The sequence below is a fragment of the Streptomyces sp. MP131-18 genome, from assembly GCF_001984575.1.
Lineage (GTDB): Bacteria > Actinomycetota > Actinomycetes > Streptomycetales > Streptomycetaceae > Streptomyces > Streptomyces johnsoniae.
In genome coordinates this window covers 7777061-7797833 of the sequence record NZ_LZNS01000001.1, presented here as the reverse complement: position 1 = coordinate 7797833, position 20773 = coordinate 7777061, and the positions used below count along the sequence as shown (strand labels likewise).

Here is a 20773-nt window from a genome sequence, read left to right as displayed (position 1 = left end):
GGTACATGGGCCCCATCAGTATCCGCCCAGGCATGTCCATATCAAAGTAGGTAATGTGGGCGGCGTCGCCGCAGGCTCCCGCGAGGAGGATTCCGTTGACGGACCGCCGCCGCTTCCGGCACACGGCCGTGGCCGCCGCACTGGCGCTCGCCGTGGCCGCGGGCTGCACCGACGATCCGGCGCCCGCGGACGAGGCCGGTGACGCCCCGCAGGTCATCGCGCCCGGCAGGCCGGGCGAGGAGGCCGGGACCCTCTCGCCCGAGGAGGCGAGGGAGGCCGGCGGCGAAGGGACCGAGCCGACCGCGTCGGACTTCGCGTTCATGCGGATGATGGTCGAACACCACGAGCAGGCCGTGGAGATGACGGGCCTCGCGGAGCAGCACGCCGAGGACGGCCGGGTGCGGCGGCTGTCCGAGCGTATCGCGGCCGCCCAGGGACCGGAGATCGAGGCCATGAACGCCTGGCTCACGCGCAACGCGGGCCACGAGGCGGACGCCGGCCACGGCGGGCACGACCCGGCCGCGATGCCCGGCATGGCCTCGGCGGAGGAGCTGGCCGAGCTGACGGCCGCGCGGGGCGAGGCATTCGACGCGCTCTTCCTCGACCTGATGGTGCGCCACCACGAGGGCGGCGTGAGCATGGCCGCGGACGCGCTCGCCGGGGCCGGTGACGTCACGGTGGAGCAGCTGGCCAACGACATCGTCGCGACGCAGACCGTGGAGATCGAACGGCTTGAGGAGCTGCGCTAACGGCGCGCGTGCCCGGGGCTCAGGTAGCCCTTGCCGCGGGCCGCGGCGATCAGCCGCAGCGATCTGCGGCGGCTGCGGCCGGTGGCGCTCATGACGGCGAGCACCGGGTCGGTGCCCGCCTCCTGGGCCGCGAGGTATGCCTCGGCGGCGATGCGGCGGCCCGGCCGGCCGCCGGTCCTGCGGCGCGCGGCACGGTGGCCGCCCCCGGCCGCGGGCGGCGGGGGCCGTTCCGGCTTCGCCGCCGACTTCCGCGCGCCCGGCTCGGCTTGCTCCTGTTCCTCGCGTTCCTCCCGTTCCTCCCGTTCCTCCCGCCGAGTACGCTGCTCCGGTTCCCGCGGCGGCTCCTCGGGGCCCGGCGCGGGTACCGCGTCCTGGCCGGGGGCCCGGGGCTCCGGGTCCGCCAGGGTGCGGCCGGTCAGGGCCCGGCACACGTCCCGGAGCGGCTCGCCGATGCGCTCGGTCAGGGTGCCGAAGCCGTCCACCGGCAGCGGCGGATCGGCCCGCATGTCCTCGATGAGCACCCGGTCCCCGCTGACCTGCGCGAGAACGTCGATACGGGCCCCGTCGGCAAGGACGAGCCCGACGCTGAACCACGGTGGCAGGCCCGGCGCCCCGCCCGCCGCCGGGGCGGCGGAGCCGTGCCCGCGCAGCTCCCACACCGGCCGGTCCGGCGTTGGGCCGTCCGGCTGATGACCGCCCGGAAAGCCGGAAAAGCTACTCTTCACCACGGAGGCAACCTAGACCGAAGCCCGCGCCCCGCGCCGGGCGGCGCGCACCCGCCCGCGCGCACAGCACCCCGACAGCTCACTCCCACAAGCGCGCCTTGAGTGGGATGCTGGAGACTCCGTCCTTACTCGGCGGTGCAAGGAGCTGTCACATGCTGCGGATTGCGGTGGTGGGATCGGGGCCGAGCGGGGTGTACACCGTTCAGTCCCTGCTCGATCAGCTGGCGGCGCAACAGGTCCCGGTGGCCGTGGACGTGCTGGACCGGCTGCCCTGTCCATTCGGTCTGGTGCGCTACGGCGTGGCCCCGGACCACGAGAAGATCAAGTCGCTCCAGGGCACCCTGCGCCAGGTGCTCGAACGGCCCGGGGTCCGCTTCCTCGGGAACGTTCCGGTGGGTGAGGGCGGCGTGCCGACGCGGCGGCTGAGCGAGCTGTACCACGCCGTCGTCTACTGCGTCGGCGCGGCCCGCGACCGGCGGCTCGGCATTCCGGGCGAGGATCTGGCCGGCAGCTGCTCGGCCACGGACTTCGTGTCCTGGTACAGCGCGCACCCGGACGCCCTGGACGCGGGCTTCCCGCTGTCCGCGCGCGCCGCCGTGGTGATCGGGGTCGGCAATGTGGCGGTGGACGTGGCCCGCATCCTGGCGCGTGGCGCGGACGAGCTGCGGCTGACCGACATGCCGCAGGGGCCGCTGGACGAGCTGGCGGCCGGCGCGGTGCGGGACGTGTACATGGTCGGCCGGCGCGGGCCGTCGCAGGCCAAGTTCACCACGAAGGAGCTGCGGGAGCTGGGGACGCTGCCGGGCGCGGACGTGGTCGTGGACGGCGAGGAGCTGGCCGCCGACCCCGGGTACGCAGATCCTGCGGGTCTTTCCGGTCCGGCGAAGCGGAACGTCGCGGCGCTGCGCGGCTGGGCGGGCGCCGCCGAGCACGGGCGGGAGCGCCGGATCCACCTGCGGTTCTTCCTGCGTCCGGCGGAGATCCTGGACGACGGGCGGGGTGCGGTGCGGGGCGTGCGGTTCGAGAGGACCGCCGCGGACGGCACCGGCGGCGTCGTGGGCACCGGCCGGTTCGTGGACGTCGACGCGCAGCTGGTGCTGCGTTCCGTCGGCTACCGCGGCGTTCCGTTGCCAGGCCTGCCCTTCGACCCCCGCGGCGGAACGGTGCCGCACGCGCAGGGGCGCGTGCTGCGGGAGGGCGTGCCCTCACCCGGCGAGTACGTGGCGGGCTGGATCAAGCGGGGGCCGACGGGCGTGATCGGGACGAACCGGCCGTGTGCCAAGGAGACCGCCGGTTCGGTGCTGGCCGACGCGCCGTCCCTGGCCCTGCGGCAGGTGACGGACACCGATCCGCTGGACGCCCTGCGGGCGGCCGGGCTCGCGCCGGTGGAGTGGCCGGGGTGGCTGGGCATCGAGGCCGCGGAGGCGGCCCTGGGGCGGACGCTGTCCCGTGGCCCGGTGAAGATCGCCGACTGGGCGGGACTGCTGACCGCCGCCCGCGGCGGCTGACCGCGGGCGGCGCCTCCCGCGGCGGTACGCGTCCCGGCCGGCGGCCGGCCGCCGCCTTGTACGGTGACCCACGGTGGCCCGTACCGATGGCCTTCGCGGCCGAGCACCAGGAGGAGTCCGCGTGAGCTCGCTGTTCGATCCCTGCACCCTGAGGTCGCTGACCATCCCGAACCGGGTGTGGATGTCCCCCATGTGTCAGTACTCGGCACGGACCTCGGGGCCGGAGACGGGCGTGGCGAACGACTGGCACTTCGCGCACTACGCGGCGCGGGCGGTGGGCGGCGCCGGGTTGATCCTCACCGAGGCCACGGCCGTCAGCCCCGAGGGCAGGATCAGTCCGGCGGACCTCGGCCTGTGGAACGACCGGCAGGAGGCGGCGCTGCGCCGGATCGCCACGGCGGTGCGCGAGCTGGGCGCGGTGATCGGGGTCCAGCTGGCGCACGCCGGGCGCAAGGCGTCGGTCGACGCGCCCTGGCGGGGCGGCTCGCCGCTGGGCGAGGAGGCCCTCGGCTGGCGGCCGGTGGCGCCGAGCGGGCTCGCGTTCAGTCCCGGTCACGCGGTGCCCGCCCAGCTGAGCACCGCGCAGATCGCGGCCGTGACCGAGGACTTCGCCCGGGCGGCCGAGCGGGCGCTGGCCGCGGGCTGCCAGGTGGCCGAGGTCCACGGGGCGCACGGGTACCTCCTGCACCAGTTCCTCTCCCCGGTCAGCAACCGGCGGACGGACGCCTACGGCGGCGACTTCGCCGGGCGGGTGCGGTTCCCGCTGGAAGTGGTGGATGCGGTGCGGGCGGTCTGGCCCGCGGACCTGCCGCTGTTCTTCCGCGTCTCCGCAACGGACTGGCTCACCGAGGGCGGCTGGACCCCGGACGACACCGTCCGGCTGGCGGCGGAGCTGCGTGCGCGCGGCGTCGACCTGCTCGACGTCTCCTCCGGCGGCAACGTGCCGGAGGCGCGCATTCCGCTCGGTCCCGGCTACCAGGTGCCGTTCGCGGCGCGGGTGCGGGCCGAGACCGGGCTGCCGGTCGGCGCGGTGGGCCTCATCACGGAGCCGCAGCAGGCCGAGAAGACCGTGGCGGACGGCGAGGCGGACGCCGTCTTCCTCGGCCGTCAGCTGCTGCGCGAGCCGTACTGGCCGCAGCGCGCGGCGCGGGAGCTCGGCCTCCCGCTCACCGGCGTGCCCGACCAGTACCGCAGGGCCCACTGAGCGCGGGGTGATTCGCCGGACCGGGGCGACCGCGGCCCCCGGCGGCCAGTAGGGTGACGGACCGTGGCAGCACGACCGTTGAACGAAATCGTCGAGCCCGGCTGGGCGACCGCGCTGGCCCCGGTGGCCGACCGGATCGCGGCCATGGGCGAGTTCCTGAGGTCCGAGATCGCGGCGGGCCGCACCTATCTCCCGGCGGGGGCCCACGTTCTGCGGGCCTTCCAGCAGCCCTTCGACGAGGTGCGGGTCCTGATCGTCGGTCAGGACCCGTATCCCACGCCGGGTCATGCCGTCGGGCTGAGCTTCTCCGTGGCCCCCGAGGTGCACCCGCTGCCGGGCAGTCTGGAGAACATCTTCCGCGAGCTGCACACCGACCTGGGGCTGCCCCGGCCGGCCGGCGGGGACCTCACGCCGTGGACCGAGCAGGGGGTTCTGCTGCTCAACCGCGCGCTGACGACGGCGCCGCGGCGGCCGGGCGCACACCGCGGCAAGGGCTGGGAGGAGGTCACCGAGCAGGCGATCCGGGCGCTGGCGGCGCGTGGCAGACCGCTGGTGGCCATCCTGTGGGGGCGTGACGCACGCAATCTCCGGCCGCTGCTGGGGCCGGTGCCGACGGTGGAGTCCGCGCATCCCTCCCCCATGTCCGCCGACCGCGGCTTCTTCGGCTCGCGCCCGTTCAGCCGCGCCAATGCGCTGCTGGCGGAGCAGGGTGCGGCGGCCGTGGACTGGAAACTGCCGTGAACCCGGCGCCCGGCGGGGCGGCGGTCCTGGTGCTCGGCGTCGACTCCGGCGGCTCCGGGCTGCGCGTCGCGCTGGCAACGGCCCACCCGGACCGGGGCGGTGGTGGAACGGGCCCGGTGCCGCGGCGGCACGGCGGCGTGGTGACGGCGGAGCCGGTGCGGACCGGGGCCGCGGGCATCGACGCCGGGCACCTGCTCGGTCTCGTCGTCCCCGCCGCCGAGGCGCTGCTGGCCGAGGCGGGGGCGGACCGGGTCGACGCGGTGTGCGTCGGCGCGGCCGGAATGGCCTCGCTGGGCGGGCAGTTGCGCGCCGAGCTGCCGGACGCGTTCGCCGCGCGCCTCGGCGCGCGGCGGGTCGCCCTGGCCGCGGACGCGGTGACCGGCTACGCCGGTGCGCTCGGCGTCCGGCCGGGTGCGGTCGTCGCGGCGGGGACCGGCATGATCGCCCTGGGCACCGATCTGCGCGGCTGGCGGCGGGCCGACGGCTGGGGGCACCTGCTGGGCGACTGCGGGAGCGGTGCCTGGATCGGCCGGGCCGGTCTCGAAGCGGCCCTGCGCGCCCACGACGGGCGGGAGGGCGGCTCAGCGCGGCTCCTGGCGCGCGCGGAGGCGGCGTTCGGGCCTCCGGAGGGGCTGCCGCAGCAGGTCTACCCGCGCACCGACCGGCCGGCGGTGCTGGCGTCGTTCGCACCCGAGGTCGGCCGGTGCGCCGCCGCGGGCGACGCGGTCGCCGGGGCGATCCTGCGCCGGGCGGCCGAGGAGATCGCGCGCGCGGCCGAGGCCGTGTGCCCCTCCGCCGCGGGCAGCGAAGTGGCGCTCACGGGCGGGCTGTTCGGCATGGGCGAGCCGCTGCGCGCGCCGCTGCTCGCCGAGCTGGCGCGCCGGCTGCCGCACGCGGCGGTGGTCCCGGCGGCCGGTGGGCCGCTGGACGGGGCGCTGCTGGTCGCGGCCGGTCTCACCGGGGCGTTCGCCGGGCTGCCGCGCGACCGGGCGCTGCTGCACGTCGTCGACGTACCGTCCGCTGGAGTGACCGAAGCGTCACACTGACGCGCGGGATAAAACGGGACAGATGTGGGCTGTATCCCCCCGGGCGAACAGCCAAGCACATCAAGGCATTAACATGCGGCGACATGAGCTCCCCCACTGGGCCCTCATCCGGCCTACCCGTACGAATGCCGCGCCCCCGTCAGCCCGGCCGCCACCGCAGGCCGGAGCCCGTGACCGCGCCCGAGGGCGCGCCGGCGCTGGTGCTTGCCGTGCCCGGGAGCCCGTCCGCGACGAGCCGTGGTCTGGCCGAGGAGGTCGTGAGCATCGCGCGCTCCGAGCTGCCGGGCCTCGACGCGCTGATCGGCTTCGTGGAGAGCGAGGAGGAGGAATTCCCCTCGCTCACCGAAGTGCTGGCCCGGACGGTGCCCCCGGCCGAGGAGACGGCGGAGCCCGCGGGACCGCCGCCAGTCGTCGTGCCCCTGCTGGCCAGCCCGGACAGCGGCTACCTGGACATCGTCAGGACCGCGGTGCGCGACAGCGGCTCCGAGGCGCGGATCACCGACGTGCTCGGTCCGCACCCGCTGCTGGCCGAGGCGGTGCACGTGCGGCTGTCCGAGGCCGGTCTGGCCCGCGCGGACCGGGCGCGGCTGTTCACGGTGGCCACCGCGGCGGACGGCATCGTGCTGGGGACCGTGGGCGGCCAGGAAGCCGTGCAGGCGGCCGGGATCACCGGGATGCTGCTGTCGGCGCGGCTGGCCGTGCCGGTGCTCGCCGCCGCGCTCGACGAGAAGGGCTCGGTCGCCGACATCGCGGCGCGGCTGACGGAGGCGGGTTCCCAGCAGCTGGCCCTCGCGCCCTGCCTGATCGGCCCCGAGCTGCCGGAAGGGCTGCTGGCCGCGGGCGCGGAGGAGGCCGGTTGCCCGGCCGCCGAGCCGCTCGGCTCGTACCCGGCGGTGGGCAAGCTGGTCCTCTCGGCCTACATGGCGGAGGTCGGCATCACCCCGCAGCAGCCGCCCCAGGGCGCGCAGGTCCGCTGACCCGCGGGCCCGCCGCACCGCGCGTCAGCCGGGCTGCTGCCGGTCGGCGGGCCGCGCCGTGAGGGGGATGCGGACCTGCTCGGGGCGGAGGCCGACTCCGGTGACGCGGCTCATCAAGCGGCGCAGGACGGGGAGTGTGCGCCGCACGGCGCGTCCGTGCCGGCCGGCCAGGACCCGCTCCCCGCGCAACGCCCGCTTGGTGCTCACCCGTTGCATCAGGCGGTGGAAGTCCTGGGTGAGCACCGTCGGCAGCCGTCGCCTGCGCTGCACCGCGGCGAGGGCGCGTTCCGGGAGCGGCCGTCCCGTGCGGAGGCAGACGTGCAGGGGCCCCGCGAGCAGGTTGGCGGCCGCGACGGCGTCCTGCACGGCGAGGTTGACGCCGGAGCCGCTGACCGGGGACATGGCGTGGGCGGCGTCCCCGATGAACAGCAGGCCGGGGCCGTACCAGCGGCGGAGGCGGTCGGGGCGTACTTCGAGGAACCGCACGTGCTCCGCCCTGATCTCGCAGGTCCTGTCCTTGAGGAACGGCACCAGCTCGCCGGCTTCCCTGCGCACCCGCTCGGCGCTCTCCTGGCGCAGCCACCTGCGGCCGCCCCGGCCGGTCTCGTACGAGACCTGCCAGTAGGTGGTGCGGTTGGTGAGGCTGACGACGCGCCCGTTCCCCGGGCGCAGGGTCAGCCCCTCGTCCGGGTCGGTGGCCCGGCGGGAGACCCGGAACATCACGACGTTCTTCGGCGTGCCCAGGCTGCGGGGCCGCAGGCCCGCGGCGCGGCGCAGCACCGAGTGCCTGCCGTCGGCGGCGACCACGAGGGTGGTCCGCACCGTCAGCGCCCCGTTTCCGGTGCGGCAGCGCACGCCCGCGGTGCGGCCGTTCCGCCGGATCAGGCCGGTGGCCTCGGTGCCCATGAGCAGCCGGAAGCCGGGGTAGCGGGCGGCTTCCGCGGTGATGAGGTGGAGGAAGTCCCACTGCGGGACGACGGCCAGGTAGGGAAAGCGCAGGCCGAGACCGGTGAAGTCGGCGACCTCGACGCCGATGCCGTCGCCCACGAGGCTGATGCCGGCGAGTTTGCGGTGCGGGAGGGTGTGGAAGCGTTCCGCGATGCCGAGCTGGTCCAGAACGTCCAGGGTGGTCGGCTGCATGGTGCCGCCGCGGAAGTCCCTGGGGAAGTCGGGGCGCTTCTCCAGCAGCACCACGTCGATGCCCGCGCGGACCAGGAGGAGGGCCAGCATGGCGCCGGAAGGACCGGCGCCGACGACGCACACGGTAGCCGCGAGTTCGGGGGCCGCCGGCCGGGCCGGGCTCACGTGTCCGGCCCGGGGCGGGCGGGGGCGCCGCGCGGCCGGGGGGAGGCGGGGGCGGACGGTGCAGTGGACACGGGGGCGCTCCGATCCGTCGTTCACGGGGACCCACGACGATCCGCGGGCGGCCCGCGGGGCGCGGCGCGCGCCCTGGCGCCGGGCGTGGGGACCGGCGCCGGGGTCCGGTGCGGGTTACGGGGTGTGGATGCGTTCCAGGTACTCGTAGCAGCTGGGCAGCTTCTCGATGACGGCGTTGGCCTCGGCGCGCAGCAGGTCGAACTCCGCGCGGGCGCGCCCCGGGTCCATGTGGTCGAGCGCGGGCCGTGCCCGGGCCGGCTGGTTGCCGAGGCCGAGGAGCATCGTGTTCCAGGAGTACGGTTCGAAGCCGTGGTAGTAGGGGTAGATCGCCTCCTCGTCGATGAGGTGCGGCAGAGCCTGTTCCATGCGCTCGGCCAGGCGGCCCGGCACCTTGCGGGTCTTCGCGGCCCGCCAGTACTCGTTGTCGTTCCGGGCGGCGCCGCGGTAGTGCAGGACGAGGAACTCCTTGACGCCGTCCACCGCCTGGGCGATCCGGGCGTTGTAGTTGCGCGTCAGCTCCGGGTCCCAGCGCTCGTCGGGGAAGTGCTTGACCAGCTGCTCGATGCCGTTCTGGATGAAGAAGATGCCGGTCGATTCGAGGGGTTCGACGAAGGCGCTGGACAGGCCGATGGCGACGCAGTTGCGCACCCACGAGTCCCGGCAGCGGCCCACGCGCATGGTGATGTGATTGACGTCCAGCTCGGCCTTCGCGTCGCCGACCCGCTCGCGCAGGGTGCGCTCGGCCTCGTCGGGGGTGGCGAACTCGTCGGAGTAGACGTAGCCGACGCCGTCCCGGTGGAAGAGCGGGATGGTCCACATCCACCCGGCGTCCATGGCCGTCGCCGTGGTGTAGGGCTTCATCTCCGTGATGTCCTGGCGGCTCACCCGGGTCGCCACGGCGCGGTTGTTGGGCAGCACGTCCTGGAAGGACTCGAACGGCTCCCCGAGCAGCTGGTTGATCAGCGCGCCCCTGAAGCCGGTGCAGTCCACGAACAGGTCGGCGTCCAGGCGCAGTCCGCCGCGCGTCTGCAGGTGGCTGATCCAGCCCCGGTCGTCGAGGGCGCTGTGCACGACGTCGTCCACGACGTGCCGCACGCCCCGTTCCTTGCCGTAGGCGGCGAGGAAGGCCGCCACCTTGTCGGCGTCGAAGTGGTACGCGTAAGGGAACTGGGCGCGCTGCTCGGACAGGCTGGAGCGGCCCAGGGTCCCGTCGAGTCCCGAGGCGAAGAGGCTGCCGTCCAGCATCCGCGGGGACCGCTTGGCCTCGCACAGCGCGGAGGTGACGAAGCACTGGCGGTCGAACGGCTGTGTATGGTCCCCGAGCTTCAGCCACCATTCGGCGAGTGAGAAACCGTCGACCTTGCGCAGCCGTTCGAACGGGTGGTAGAAGTGGTGTCCTTTTTTCGCCCAGTTCTCGAAGCGGATGGCGAGTTTGTAGCCGCCTTCGCACTTCGGCAGCCATTCGCTCTCGTCGAGACCGAGGTAGTCGAAGAAGTGACGGACGGTGCTGAACGTCGCCTCGCCCACCCCGATACGGCCGACCGACTCCGACTCGACGAGCGTGACGTCCAAGCGGTCGGCAAAGGCGGCCTTGAGGTAGGCCGCCGTCATCCAGCCTGCCGTGCCGCCACCCACGATGGCCACTTTCCTGATCATTCGAAACCCCCTGTCGGATGGGTTGGCTCTTCCGAGGCCGACGCCATTTTCCGCGCCGCGCGCCGACCGGTTTCCGCGAACCGCGGAAAAGCCGTGTCTCCATGAGTATCCAGAGCGGCGGGAAGTCCTTTATCACGCGAGGCGGCAACGGTTCGGGTAGGTTCTCCCGTCCTTTGTGCCCAGCATCGCCGATCGGGCTCCGGCAGCCTACGCGTGCGCGTGGGTTTCGCCGTCGGCACCGGGAGGGCTTCTGTCGCCGAGCGGCCCCCTGACCTACCGTGTACCTCGCCGTTCCGGGGCACCGGACGCCCCGCCGACTCCCCTTGGTCAACAGGGATTTCGCGCCGGGCCTTTCCTCGGCACCCAGCCGGCGGCGCCACGGGACGGCGGTACCACCACCTCCTGACGGAAGTGAGGAAATCGATGGACCACAGGATCAGGAAGATCGTTGTCCTGGGCGGCGGCACGGCCGGTTGGATGACCGCCTCCTACCTCGGAAAATGGCTGGGAAATACGGTTTCCCTGACGCTCATCGAGTCCCCGAGCGTGCCGCGGATCGGAGTCGGCGAGGCCACGATCCCGAATCTTCAGCCGCTGTTCTTCGACTTCCTCGGGCTGAAGGAGAAGGACTGGATGCCGCAGTGCAATGCGAGCTTCAAAATCGGCATCGACTTCATCAACTGGAAGACGGGCGGCCCGGGGCAGGCACAGGCCAGAACGGTCGACGGTCGGCGTGACTCCTTCTACCACGTTTTCGCCCCGCTCCCGGAGCACCAGGGCGTTCCGATGTTCCAGTACTGGGACTATCTGCGCCATCACGGGCTGACCGAGAAATCGTTCGACGCCGCCTGTTTCTGGGAATCTTCGCTCCTGGACTCACGCAAGTCCCCCTGCTGGCTGGACGGCCGGCCGTCCACCGCGTACGCCTGGCACTTCGACGCCCACCTCGTCGCCGACTTCCTGCGCCGCTTCTCGACGAAGGAATTCGGCGTCCGTCACGTCGAGGACGAGATGACGGGGGCGGAGCAGGACGGCCGCGGGTACGTCACGGCGCTCCGCACCGCGAGCGGGAACCGCTACGAGGCGGACCTGTTCATCGACTGCTCGGGCTTCCGTGGCCTGCTGATCAACAAGGCGATGGCGGAGCCGTTCATCGACATGAACGACTACCTGCTGTGCGACAGCGCGGTGGCGACGGCGGTGCCGCACGACGACGACGCCCGCGGTGTGGAGCCGTACACCTCGGCCATCGCGATGGAGTCCGGCTGGACCTGGAAGATTCCCATGCTCGGCCGGTTCGGCACGGGGTACGTGTTCTCCAGCCGGTTCGTCGAACGGGACCGGGCGACGCGTGACCTGTGCCGCATGTGGAACCTGGACCCGGACCGGGCGGAGCTGAACCAGATCACCTTCCGGGTGGGCCGCAACCGCAGGGCGTGGGTGCGCAATGTGGTCGGTGTCGGCCTCGCGTCCTGTTTCCTCGAGCCGCTGGAGTCCTCCGGGATCTACTTCATCACCACCGCTCTGCACCACCTGGTGCGGCACTTCCCGGACAAGCGGTTCAACGAAACGCTCATCAGCCAGTACAACCGCGAGATCGAGTTCATGTTCGAGGAGTCGCGGGACTTCATCCAGCTGCACTTCCTGGCGGCCCCGCGCGACGACACCGAGTTCTGGCGCGCGAACAAGAACCTGCGCCTCTCGCCGCAGCTGGAGCAGAAGATCGCCATGTACCGTGCGGGCCTCCCGGTCAATCAGCCGATCGAGTCGGGGGCCGGCTCCTACAGCGACGCCATGGTGAATTCCCGGCTGTGCTTCCCCAACAGCAGCTACTGCTGCATCCTGGCCGGCTCCGGGGTGTACCCCGACGCGCCCCTGCCGTCCCTGGCGCATCAGGACGACGTGGTGGCCGCGTCCGAGCCGATGTTCGCGACGGTCGAACGCAAGCGGCGGGAGCTGGCCGGGACGCTGCCGACGACGGTCGAGTATCTGCGTGCCATCCACGCCAAATAGCGGCCCTGCGAAGGGAGAGCACCGAGACATGGAGCGGCAGGAGGACCCCGGGACCGGCGAGAGCCGGCCCCGGCCGGACGAGGAGGCGCACACGGCCGCGTTCCGGGATCTGATGAGCAAGTTTCCCACCGGGGTGTCGGTGGTCACGGCGGTCGACACGAAGGGGGCGCCCCAGGGCGCGACCTGTTCGTCGCTGTCCAGCGTCACCCTCAGCCCGCCGACGCTGCTCGTCTGCCTGCGGACGGGCGGCGTCACGCTGGAGGCCGTCAGGGAGACCGGACGGTTCGCCGTCAACCTCCTGCACGAGGACGCCGAGCGGGCCGCGAAGGTCTTCGCGGCGCCGTTCGTCGACCGGTTCGCCGAGGTGCCCTGGCAGACGTGGCTCCCCTCCGGGCTTCCCCACCTGCACCGTGACGCCTTCGCGTGCGCGGACTGCCGGGTCGCCGCGGAACTGCTCATCGGCGACCACGTCATCGTGGTGGGCACGGTCTCGCACATCACGATGTCCGGCGGCATGCCGCTGATGTACGGCATGCGGCGCTTCCTGTCCTGGGCGGCTCCGGACGCCCTGGGGCACGAGCGGCTGCCGTGCACGGGTCAGCAGGCGGACGGTGTCGCCGTCCGGGCCGGACTCGCGGTGCCGGACGGCGACTGAGGCCGGCCCCTCCCTTGCGGGGCGCCGCGGTGCGCCGTCCGCCCGGAGCCACCGGGCGGACGGCGGCCCGCTCACTCCGCGCGTTCCACCGGCAGCCGCAGCGGTCCGTGGAGGGCCAGGCCCCGGCGGTAGGGAACGGCGCCGGCCGCGGGGCGCCGGCCGGGCAGCAGGTCGAGCAGGCCGCGCAGCCCCGCTTCCATCTCCGTACGGGCCAGGGCCGAACCGAGGCAGTAGTGGCCGCCCATACCGAACCCGCAGTGCTTGCGGCTGTCCCGGTCGAAGCGCACGGTATCCGGCTCCTCGAACTGGGCCGGGTCGCGATTGGCCGCGCCCAGCACCACGGTCACCAGGTCCCCCCGGCCGATGCGGTGCCCGGCGACCTCCTCGTCCTGGGTGGCCCACCGGCTGACGGTCTGCGTCGGGGGCTCAAGGCGCAGGAACTCGTCGACCGCCGCCGGGACCAGGTCCCGGGCGGCCCGCAGCCCGGCGAGCAGCGCGCGGTCGCGCAGCAGCAGCCGCGCCGACTTCGACAGCGCCGCCGTCGCCGTCTCGTGCCCCGCGGCCAGCAGGTGCACGCAGGTCGCCACGAGCAGGTCCTCCCCGGCGAGATCCTCTTCCCAGGGCGCGGCGAGCAGCAGGGACAGCAGGTCGCGCCGCGGGTCGCGGCGGCGGCGGGCGAGGGCCGTGCGGAAGTACTCGGTCAGCGCGCCCGCGGCGCGCTCGGCGACCGCCAGGCGGGGCCCGTCGGCCACGGAACGGTACGCGCCGGCCTGCTGGACGCACCCGATCTGCCCGCGCAGCCACTCGTGGTCCTGGTGCGGGAGGCCGAGCAGGTCGAGCATGGTCAGCATCGGCACCACCGCGGCGAACTCGTCGACCAGGTCGAAGCCCGGCTCCTTGACGAGCCGGTCCACCAGGGTCCCCACGTTCTCCTTCAGGCGACCGCGGACGCCGGTGCGCAGCCGCTGCGCGATGCACTCGGCGACCACGGCCCGCACGCGGGTGTGCCGCGGCGGGTCCATGAACACCAGCCAGTTCCCGAGGAGCGCCGCCAGTTCCGGGTAGCCGGGCGGGGCGACGGCGGGCTCCCGTTCCCCCGCGCCGGAGGCGGGCCCGGCGCGGCGGCCGAACGCGCGCCCGGCCAGCACCACCGCCGCCTCCTCGTATCCCAGAACCAGCCACTCCGGCGCGCGGCCCGTCCCCGGCCGCAGCACCCGGTGCAGCGTGCCCGCCTCGCGGTACGCGCGGTACACCGGGTACGGGTCCTCGATGCGGTCGAGGACGCGCCGGTGGAATTCCTCGGGGTCGGGCTTCGACATGCTCACAGCTCCCGTGGGTCCATGGTGCTGAACTGGTCGGCGCAGAGCCGCAGAAGCTGCTCCACGGACGCGGCGAGCTCCGGGATCTTCGCGGCCAGGTCCGCGAGTTCGCCGCAGCGGGCGGCGAGCGATCTCAGCGCGACGTCGGCGCGGGGCACGACCGGCGGTGGGCCGCCCGTCTCGAAGGTCGGCCCGGCGGTGCGGCCCGGCCGCCCGGCGGGCAGCGTGACGAGGTGTTCGGCCACCGGCCGCAGCACGCCGGTCATGATGTCGAGCGCCGTGTTCATCAGCCGAGAACGGCGCAGGCTCTTGTCGGGCGTGAGGCCGAAGTGCTGGGCCATCAGCTGCGCCATCAGCGCGTACGCGCGGTTGAACAGGTCGGCCACGGCCCGCGCCGCCTCGTCGGTGACGGGGTCGCCCGCGGCGTCGCCCGAGCGCAGCGTCGGGTTGCGCAGCACGGGGTGGGCCGGGTCCCACGGCATACGGCGGCCGCCGGGACCCAGGACGTACTCGCCGGCGAGCGCCGCCTCGATGCGCAGGAAGACGTCGAAGTGGGAGTCGGATGGGGTCGGGGAGTCGAGGACACCGCCCTCGCCCTGCTCGGTGACGAAGTCGATCGCGAACAGGGCGCTCGGCACGTCGTCGACCTCCAACTGGTAATCGGGATGCGTGTAGTTGAGGCTTTCGCCGAGGAAGAGGTGGTGCTCCCCTCCCCCGCGGCCCGACTCGACGAGGAAGAGGCCGTCGATGGTCCGCAGCCCTTCCCTGATCGCGGCGTACAGCTCGCTCAGCGAGCCGTACGGGTAGGACCCGTCCCGCGGGGGCGAGGCGGTGCGCCCGCCGGGCGAGGCGATGTCCCGCACCAGGGCGTGCGGCTGTTCCAGGGCGATGAACCGCTGGAGACTCCCGCGGCCGAACGCTTCGAGGCTGAGGTCGAGGGGCACCGGCAGGTGGTGGTTGACCGTGCTGAAGTCGATCTCCGGCAGGTGGAAGGGCTGCCCCGTCGCCATGATGATGTTGTTGACGACCAGGAAGTGGATCATCTCCTCCCTGGCGACGTGTAGCAGCGTCTCGCGCAGGCCGCCCGCGGTCGAGTGGGGGCCTTCGCCGCACAGCAGACGCAGCTGCGCGGGCGTCCACGTGCCGCGTTCGACGTGGGCGAGACCGGCCGAGTAGGTGGGGATCGACCACAGGGCGTACAGGTACTGGAGCATGACGGCTAGTTCGATGGTGGCGGCCTGGCGCAGGGCCTCGGCGAGCTGCTCGCGGGTGGTGATGGCCGGGATGCGCGGCGCCCCGGCGAGGGGCGCCGGGGGGCGCTGCCTGGCGGCTTCGGTGCGCCGCATGAACGCGAGCAGCAGCTGCGTCTGCGGCGCCGTCATGTCGCGCGTCGAGGGCATGTAGAACGTCTTGTCGCGGTGCCGCGGGTCGGCCATCAGCCACATGAGCCTGGCGTAGGTGACGACCTTGGCCGCGTCCTCGAAGCTGAATACCTCGTCCTTCATGAACGAATACATCAGCTCGTAGGGGGCGAGCACTTCGCGGTAGAGCACGTCGAAGGTGATCTCGTCCGGGTCAAGTTCGGTGAGGTGCCAGTGGTCGGGCAGGACCCGCACGGACAGCGTGCCCGCGGTGGGCCAGTAGCCGAGGCGGTCCTCGTCGTCGTAGGCGACGGCGGCCGAGCCGGGGACGTCCGGGTTGCAGGGCAGCGGCCTGCCCGGCGGCAGCAGCAGGAGCTGGGCGGCGCCCGCGGCCGCGCCCCTGATCCGCAGCACGGCCCGGCCGGCGCCGTCGGTCGCGAGGGTGCAGCGGGCGGCGTACGCGGGCTGCTCGTCCGCCGGGGTGCCGGCCGGGGCGAGGTCGGCGATGCGGATGTCGCCCGGCCGTGCGGTGGGCGCGGTGGCCCGCGGATCGAGCGGCAGGGCGCGGGGGTTGAAGAACTGGTGCACCTCGATGCCCTCGACGGCTGCGGGCCGGCCCCGCAGGAACGAGCGCACCGTCACGTCCGTGGCGAAGTCGCGGCCGGTCCTGGCGTCCGGGTACTCGACGAAGAGACTCGCGTCGTCGGACTGGACGTTGACCTCCTCCTCGGTGACCAGGAGCGTGCCGTCCCCGGCCAGCAGGTGCAGCTCCTCCTGCGGGTCGTCGCGCCGTCCGTCCGCGCGCGGGACGGTCAGGACGCCCGCGGTCGTGTCGAGCGCGCCGCCGAGGTAGGCGGCGGCCGGGAGCACGGCGATCAGGCGGCCGGACGCGGTCCGCAGTTCGAGGTCGCCGAGGTCGGGGGGCGGCCCGAGCCGGTGCAGGGGGCCGGTGCCGGGGCGCGGGTCGCGGCTGACGGCGGGCAGGGCCGTGATCAGGTTGGCGGTCACTCGGTCGGGGGCGATGTGGATCGTGAGGTTGTGCACGGGTGCGGAACGCCCGGCCAGGCGCCGCCGCCTGCCGGTCAGCAGCCGTCCGGCCGGGTAGGTGCGCAGTTCGTCGGGGCGCCAGGGTGCGATGGTGCCGCGCAGCTGCCAGCGGTCGGGGGCGTCGTTGGCGACCGGGGTGGCCATGTTGAACAGGGCGAGCTGGACCACGAGGCCGCCGAACTCCTCGGCGGCGACGGCCTCCCGCAGCGCGGACAGCGCGGGGGAAGTGCCGCCGTCCGCCGACCAGAACAGCCGGTCCGAGGCGCGCACGACGAACTGGTGGACCACCGACCGGCGGAATGCGCGTGCCAGCGGGTGGGCGCTCTCGCGCAGTACGTGGCGGGCGTTGTGCCACCGCGGCGGCGAGATGCCGTGGACGTCGCCGATGGCGAGGTAGCCGACGTCGTGGGAACGGCCGAGCCTGCCGAGGGCGAACTGGCCGACCAGCACGGCCGTGGTCCAGCTGGAGGCCGGGTCCACGTCGAAGACCCGGCCGCGGTTGGCCGTGGTGCCGATGGCCTCGTTGTAGTGGCCCCACAGGTCGAGCTGCCTGCCGACGAGCGGGTCGGCGGTGTCGGCGAGGCCGGGTTCGCGTTCGCAGGAGGTGACCGAGGCGTCGACCCAGAAGTGGCCGTTGCCTCCGAAGTTCCAGCCCTTGACCGAGCCGAACCGGCCCTCGCGGGCGCGGGTGCCGTCGGGCTCGAAACGGAAGCCCTGACGGTCGAGGTAGGCGTGGTGCTCGGCGGCCGGCCGGTCGGCGGGGACGTGGTGACCGTCGGCGACCGCGGCGTTGGCGGCCAGGTCGAAGAGACCCGATCTGGGGCCCGTGGGCAGCCGGGTGACGCCGATGCCGGCGAAGTGGACCCTGGGCAGGTCGAAAACGCTCACGCCGACCTCCCCGCGTCGTACCAGGCACCGGTGCGCCGGGCGAGGTCGTCGATGCGCGGCACCGCCTCCAGGGTGGATGCGATGCCCGCGTTGAGCCACGCGGGTGCCGGTGAGCAGTGCTCGCCCGCGAAGAACAGGCGGCCCTGGGGACGTGCGGCCCGCTCCACCTCGCGGGCGAGGGCCGTCGCCGACATGCCCCAGCGGCGGGCGGCGCAGCCGCGGTGCCAGGGGCGTTCGCCCCACGCCACGCTGACGACGTCGCGCACCATCCCTGGTCGCCCGAACTCGGGGTGCAGATCGCGCAGTTCTTGAAGGACCGCGGCGTGGCGGGCGGGCTCGGACAGCCGGCCGAGGAGGTCGGCGTCCTCGGCGATGGTGTAGCTGCCCAGCAGTGCGGCGCCGCGCGACGGGTCCTTGCCCGTCGTCCCGTAGTAGGTCTGGCGCACCCGCCCACCGGGGGCCGAGCCGCCGCCGGTGATGCCCTGGTCGGCCCAGAAGGCGCGCCGGCAGTGCACCCCCACCTTGGTGGCCGGGCTGTAGTCGAGGGTACTTATGACGTCGAGCTTGTCCGCCTCGACGCCGGTCAGCGGCAGATGGCGCAGCACGGCGAAGGGAATGGTGCACAGCACCACGGGGTAGCCGACGGCGCGGCCTTGCCGGCCGAGCCGCACGCGCACCTCGTCGCGCCGCACGTCGATACCGGAGATCGCGTGGCCGGTGAGCACCGGCCGGCGCAGCCGCGCGGCCAGGCCCTCGGTCAGCTGGTCCATGCCGCCCGCCAGGTGGCACATGCCGGTGCCCGATTCGCGGATCAGGTCGTCGAGGAAGCTCTGGAGCCTGCCGCTGCACGCCCCCCACAGCTCGGGGTGGCGGCGCAGCGCGGCGCCGAGGTCGGGCCGGTCGTCCTTCAGGTAGGGCGTCAGGTCGAGGCGCCCGGCCGCGGCGAGCAGCTTGCCGGTGTCGCGGCGGACGAGTTCGCGCAGCTCGCGCGGGGCGAGCGCCCGCACGGTCGCGTGCAGCCAGCCGACGAGCAGCAGCGCCTCGGGCCGGTGCGAACGGCCGCCCGCCAGCTCCTCGGTGTACCGGATGAGCGGCTTCGCGGCGTTCCGCACCCGGACCAGTTCGTCCCCCACGCGCAGCAGGTTGTCCGGATCGCTCAGCACATTGCGGAACGGCCGCAGCCTGCCGCGCAGCCCCAGGGTGTCGACGTAGCGCAGTGTCAGGTGGTGGTCCACGGGGATGCGCATGGCCCCCAGCTCCGCGAACGGCCCGTCCTGTCCGGCGAACCGGTGGGTGAACACCCGCCCGCCGATCCGCTCGTCGGCCTCCAGCACGTCGACCTCGTGGCCGAGCCGCTGTAATTCGTAGGCGGCCACGAGGCCGCTGATCCCGGCCCCGAGTACCGCGACCGTCGCCCTGCCGTTCCGTCCCGTCGGCGTCACGTCGAACCTGTCCACGCGGTTGCGCCCCCTTCCCTGCCCTGCCCAGCGCATCCCGATTCTGCTGATCCGCGGACGGCGGCCACATCCCTCGCCGGGGGCGGCACACGGCGGGCTTCCGCAGGTCGCCGGGGGCCCGCCGGGCGCGGTGCGGAGCTCCACCCCACGCGGCCGTGCAGGTTCCTGCGCGCGGCCCCGGCCCGCCCTGTGCCGTACGTGTCCGCACCGCTACGCTCCGGGCGTCGTGCGGTCACCGCCTCCGCGTACCACCACCACCGCACACGGGAGTTGATCAACCGGTATGGCCAACGCACTCCTGCCCCGGCTGGCCGACGGAACGGCCGCCGCTCTCGCCCGTCTTGCCCCGCCGACCGGTCTCGCGGTCCTCGGGTTCCTGGTGTTCGCGGACGGCGGGCCCGACTCGTCCGCCGTCCGGTGGGCCGCGGCACTCGCCGTCCTGGCCCTGGCGTGCCGGCTGCTGGTGCCCTCCGTTCCGCGGGTCGGGCGGCCGGAGGCGCCGGAGACCGCGGCCGCCGGGTGCGTGGCCGTGGCCGGTCTGCTGTGGGCCGATCCCGCACTCGCCGCCTGCGCAACGGTTCCGCTGCTGATCGGCGGCGTCACCGCCTGGCATGCGGCAGGGCTGCACACGCGGGGCGCGGCCACGGCGAACGCGGTGATGGTCCACGTGACACGCGGCATCGTGCACACGGCCCGTTCGCTGCCGGTCATCCGTTCCTCCGGCAGGACCGGGATCGTGCGGCTCCAGCAGCTTGCGACGGTGGACCGCTTCCACGACGTGTTCTTCGCCCAGACCCGGCGCATGGTTCCGCGGGCCTGGATCACCGAGGGGGCGTTCTCCCCGCTGACCCTGATCACCGTGGTCCTGGTGGCCGGGGCGGCCCTGGACACGCCAGGCGAACAGGTGCTCGCCTGCGCGCTGTTCGCGCCGCTGGCCGGGGCCTGCGCCGCCAAGCTGAGCGAGTCGGCTCGCGGGGCTCCGGGAACGCCGGACCGGGAGGAGCGGGCGGTCGGCTCGCGGCGGGGCGACGGCCAGGTGCTGCCGCGGGCCCGGGCGGTGACGGGGCCGCTGACCTCGGGACCGCTGGGCCGGATGAGCGCCTGTGCGGCCGTCACGGTGCTCACCGAGGTGGCGGCCCTGGTGCCGGCCGCGGCCGGCCTGTCCCGGCTGCTCGACGGTGACGGCGCCGCCGCGCGCCCGTGGCTGTGGGCGCTGGCCGCCCTGGTCGTCGTCCATCTGGTGTCGCTGCGTCTGACGCTCGGCATCTACCAGTCGACGGGGGTGGGGATCGCCCGCCTGCTGTCCCACCGCTTCCTCGACCGGTTGCTGGCGGGGCCGGAGATCCGGCCGGACGGGGAGCGCGTCACGGCGCTGTCGCGGGTCGGCACGGTGGATGTGGTGGCGACGTCCGGGCTGTTCGTCCATCACCTGCGGTCGATGGTGGGCGCGGTGCTGATGCCGGTGGCGGCGATCGGAGCGCTGCTGTTCCTCGACTGGCGGATCGCCCTGGCGGCGCTGTGCCTCGCGCCCTCGGCGGGGCCCGCTCTGCGGGCGCTGCGGACCGACCCGCGCGCCGTGCGCCGCCGCCGGCTGGTGCCGGGGCTTGCGCAGGCCGCGGGGACGGCGGTGCTGTGCTGCGGGGCGGGTCTGGTGCTGGCCGACGCGAGCGATCCGGCCGGACTGCTCGCGGCGGCGGCGTTCGGGCTGTGGTGCGCCGATCCGGTGGCCAGGTCGGCTGCGGCCTGCCGCGGACTGCGGGTGCCGCTGGAATCGGCCGAACGGCTGCTCGGTTTTCTGAGCGGTCCCGGGCTGGCGGCCGGACCCGGAACTACGGACGAAGAAAATAATTCTGCATACGATAGGGACATCTCAACGAACGACCACAGCAGGAAATAGAAAGCCCGCAAAGAAAAGAGAACAACAGGCCACGGAACCGCACCTCAGCACCAGCTCGCCGGGCATCCCCCGGACCAGTGTCGTTATACGGTTTTCCGCCCCTGCCCACCGGGGAACTCATTGTTTCGTCGGCGCTTCATTTGATAGGGTTGT

Annotated in this window: 15 protein-coding genes; 9 read left to right on the top strand and 6 right to left on the bottom strand. The window is 73.8% G+C overall.

The window, feature by feature from the left end:
- The first annotated feature begins 95 nt into the window (after positions 1-95).
- A complete protein-coding gene (locus STBA_RS34600; RefSeq protein ID WP_077062937.1) occupies positions 96-749 on the top strand; it encodes a DUF305 domain-containing protein in 654 nt (217 codons plus the stop codon).
- Here the strand turns inward: STBA_RS34600 and STBA_RS34595 are convergent.
- Entirely contained in the window at positions 746-1477 is a 732-nt protein-coding gene (locus tag STBA_RS34595; protein WP_143659610.1) for a DUF6214 family protein, read from the bottom strand. The two genes, STBA_RS34600 and STBA_RS34595, sit on opposite strands and share 4 nt — an antisense overlap.
- Positions 1478-1626: 149 nt before the next feature.
- On the opposite strand from STBA_RS34595, the gene STBA_RS34590 reads away from it, so the two are divergent.
- The 5 genes from STBA_RS34590 (at position 1627) to STBA_RS34570 (ending at position 6950) form a co-directional block, all read left to right on the top strand.
- A complete protein-coding gene (locus STBA_RS34590) occupies positions 1627-2982 on the top strand; it encodes an FAD-dependent oxidoreductase (RefSeq protein WP_077062936.1) in 1356 nt (451 codons plus the stop codon).
- A 121-nt stretch (positions 2983-3103) separates the two neighbouring features.
- On the top strand, positions 3104-4186 hold the full coding sequence (locus STBA_RS34585; RefSeq protein WP_077062935.1) for an NADH:flavin oxidoreductase/NADH oxidase: 1083 nt from the start codon (positions 3104-3106) through the stop codon (positions 4184-4186).
- A 63-nt stretch (positions 4187-4249) separates the two neighbouring features.
- The gene (locus STBA_RS34580) at positions 4250-4927 is read left to right on the top strand and encodes a uracil-DNA glycosylase (protein ID WP_077062934.1); all 678 of its coding nucleotides are present in this window, start codon (positions 4250-4252) and stop codon (positions 4925-4927) included.
- Positions 4924-5973 carry a BadF/BadG/BcrA/BcrD ATPase family protein gene (locus STBA_RS34575; RefSeq protein ID WP_253195192.1) on the top strand — a complete coding sequence of 350 codons (1050 nt, stop codon included), beginning with the start codon at positions 4924-4926 and terminating at the stop codon, positions 5971-5973. Before STBA_RS34580 ends, STBA_RS34575 begins: the two co-directional genes overlap by 4 nt.
- Before the next feature lie 83 nt (positions 5974-6056).
- Positions 6057-6950, top strand: coding sequence for a hypothetical protein (locus STBA_RS34570; protein WP_077062933.1), 894 nt, complete (start codon positions 6057-6059; stop codon positions 6948-6950).
- Positions 6951-6974: 24 nt separating this feature from the next.
- On the opposite strand, the gene STBA_RS34565 is transcribed toward STBA_RS34570, so the two are convergent.
- Together STBA_RS34565 and STBA_RS34560 are read right to left on the bottom strand one after the other, a co-directional pair.
- Positions 6975-8255: an FAD-dependent oxidoreductase gene (locus STBA_RS34565; protein ID WP_077062932.1), complete on the bottom strand. Its 1281-nt coding sequence runs from the start codon at positions 8253-8255 to the stop codon at positions 6975-6977.
- 186 nt (positions 8256-8441) lie between these two features.
- Complete coding sequence (locus tag STBA_RS34560) at positions 8442-9983, bottom strand: tryptophan halogenase family protein (RefSeq protein ID WP_077062931.1); 1542 nt, start codon at positions 9981-9983, stop codon at positions 8442-8444.
- 423 nt (positions 9984-10406) lie between these two features.
- Between STBA_RS34560 and STBA_RS34555 the strand changes: the two genes are divergently transcribed.
- Both STBA_RS34555 and STBA_RS34550 read left to right on the top strand, forming a co-directional pair.
- The gene (locus tag STBA_RS34555) at positions 10407-11996 is read left to right on the top strand and encodes a tryptophan halogenase family protein (RefSeq protein WP_077062930.1); all 1590 of its coding nucleotides are present in this window, start codon (positions 10407-10409) and stop codon (positions 11994-11996) included.
- 28 nt (positions 11997-12024) lie between these two features.
- Positions 12025-12651, top strand: coding sequence for a flavin reductase family protein (locus STBA_RS34550; protein ID WP_077062929.1), 627 nt, complete (start codon positions 12025-12027; stop codon positions 12649-12651).
- Between the two features lie 71 nt (positions 12652-12722).
- Here the strand turns inward: STBA_RS34550 and STBA_RS34545 are convergent, their stop codons facing one another.
- Genes STBA_RS34545 through STBA_RS34535 form a run of 3 tightly spaced genes read right to left on the bottom strand, consistent with a single transcriptional unit; the run spans position 12723 to position 18723 of the window.
- Positions 12723-13970 carry a cytochrome P450 gene (locus STBA_RS34545; RefSeq protein ID WP_077062928.1) on the bottom strand — a complete coding sequence of 416 codons (1248 nt, stop codon included), beginning with the start codon at positions 13968-13970 and terminating at the stop codon, positions 12723-12725.
- A 2-nt stretch (positions 13971-13972) separates the two neighbouring features.
- Entirely contained in the window at positions 13973-17266 is a 3294-nt protein-coding gene (locus tag STBA_RS34540) for a ferritin-like domain-containing protein (protein ID WP_077062927.1), read from the bottom strand.
- On the bottom strand, positions 17263-18723 hold the full coding sequence (locus STBA_RS34535; protein WP_077062926.1) for an NAD(P)/FAD-dependent oxidoreductase: 1461 nt from the start codon (positions 18721-18723) through the stop codon (positions 17263-17265). Before STBA_RS34535 ends, STBA_RS34540 begins: the two co-directional genes overlap by 4 nt.
- Positions 18724-19006: 283 nt before the next feature.
- Between STBA_RS34535 and STBA_RS34530 the strand changes: the two genes are divergently transcribed.
- Complete coding sequence (locus STBA_RS34530; RefSeq protein ID WP_077062925.1) at positions 19007-20620, top strand: ABC transporter ATP-binding protein; 1614 nt, start codon at positions 19007-19009, stop codon at positions 20618-20620.
- Positions 20621-20773 lie beyond the last annotated feature (153 nt).

Excerpts from the sequence above, each read along its gene's own strand:
- STBA_RS34590 (WP_077062936.1), top strand. The coding sequence starts at position 1,627 with ATGCTGCGGATTGCGGTGGTGGGATCGGGGCCGAGCGGGGTGTACACC.
- STBA_RS34570 (WP_077062933.1), top strand. The coding sequence starts at position 6,057 with ATGAGCTCCCCCACTGGGCCCTCATCCGGCCTACCCGTACGAATGCCG.
- STBA_RS34560 (WP_077062931.1), bottom strand. The coding sequence starts at position 9,983 with ATGATCAGGAAAGTGGCCATCGTGGGTGGCGGCACGGCAGGCTGGATG.
- STBA_RS34555 (WP_077062930.1), top strand. The coding sequence starts at position 10,407 with ATGGACCACAGGATCAGGAAGATCGTTGTCCTGGGCGGCGGCACGGCC.
- STBA_RS34550 (WP_077062929.1), top strand. The coding sequence starts at position 12,025 with ATGGAGCGGCAGGAGGACCCCGGGACCGGCGAGAGCCGGCCCCGGCCG.
- STBA_RS34545 (WP_077062928.1), bottom strand. The coding sequence starts at position 13,970 with ATGTCGAAGCCCGACCCCGAGGAATTCCACCGGCGCGTCCTCGACCGC.
- STBA_RS34530 (WP_077062925.1), top strand. The coding sequence starts at position 19,007 with ATGGCCAACGCACTCCTGCCCCGGCTGGCCGACGGAACGGCCGCCGCT.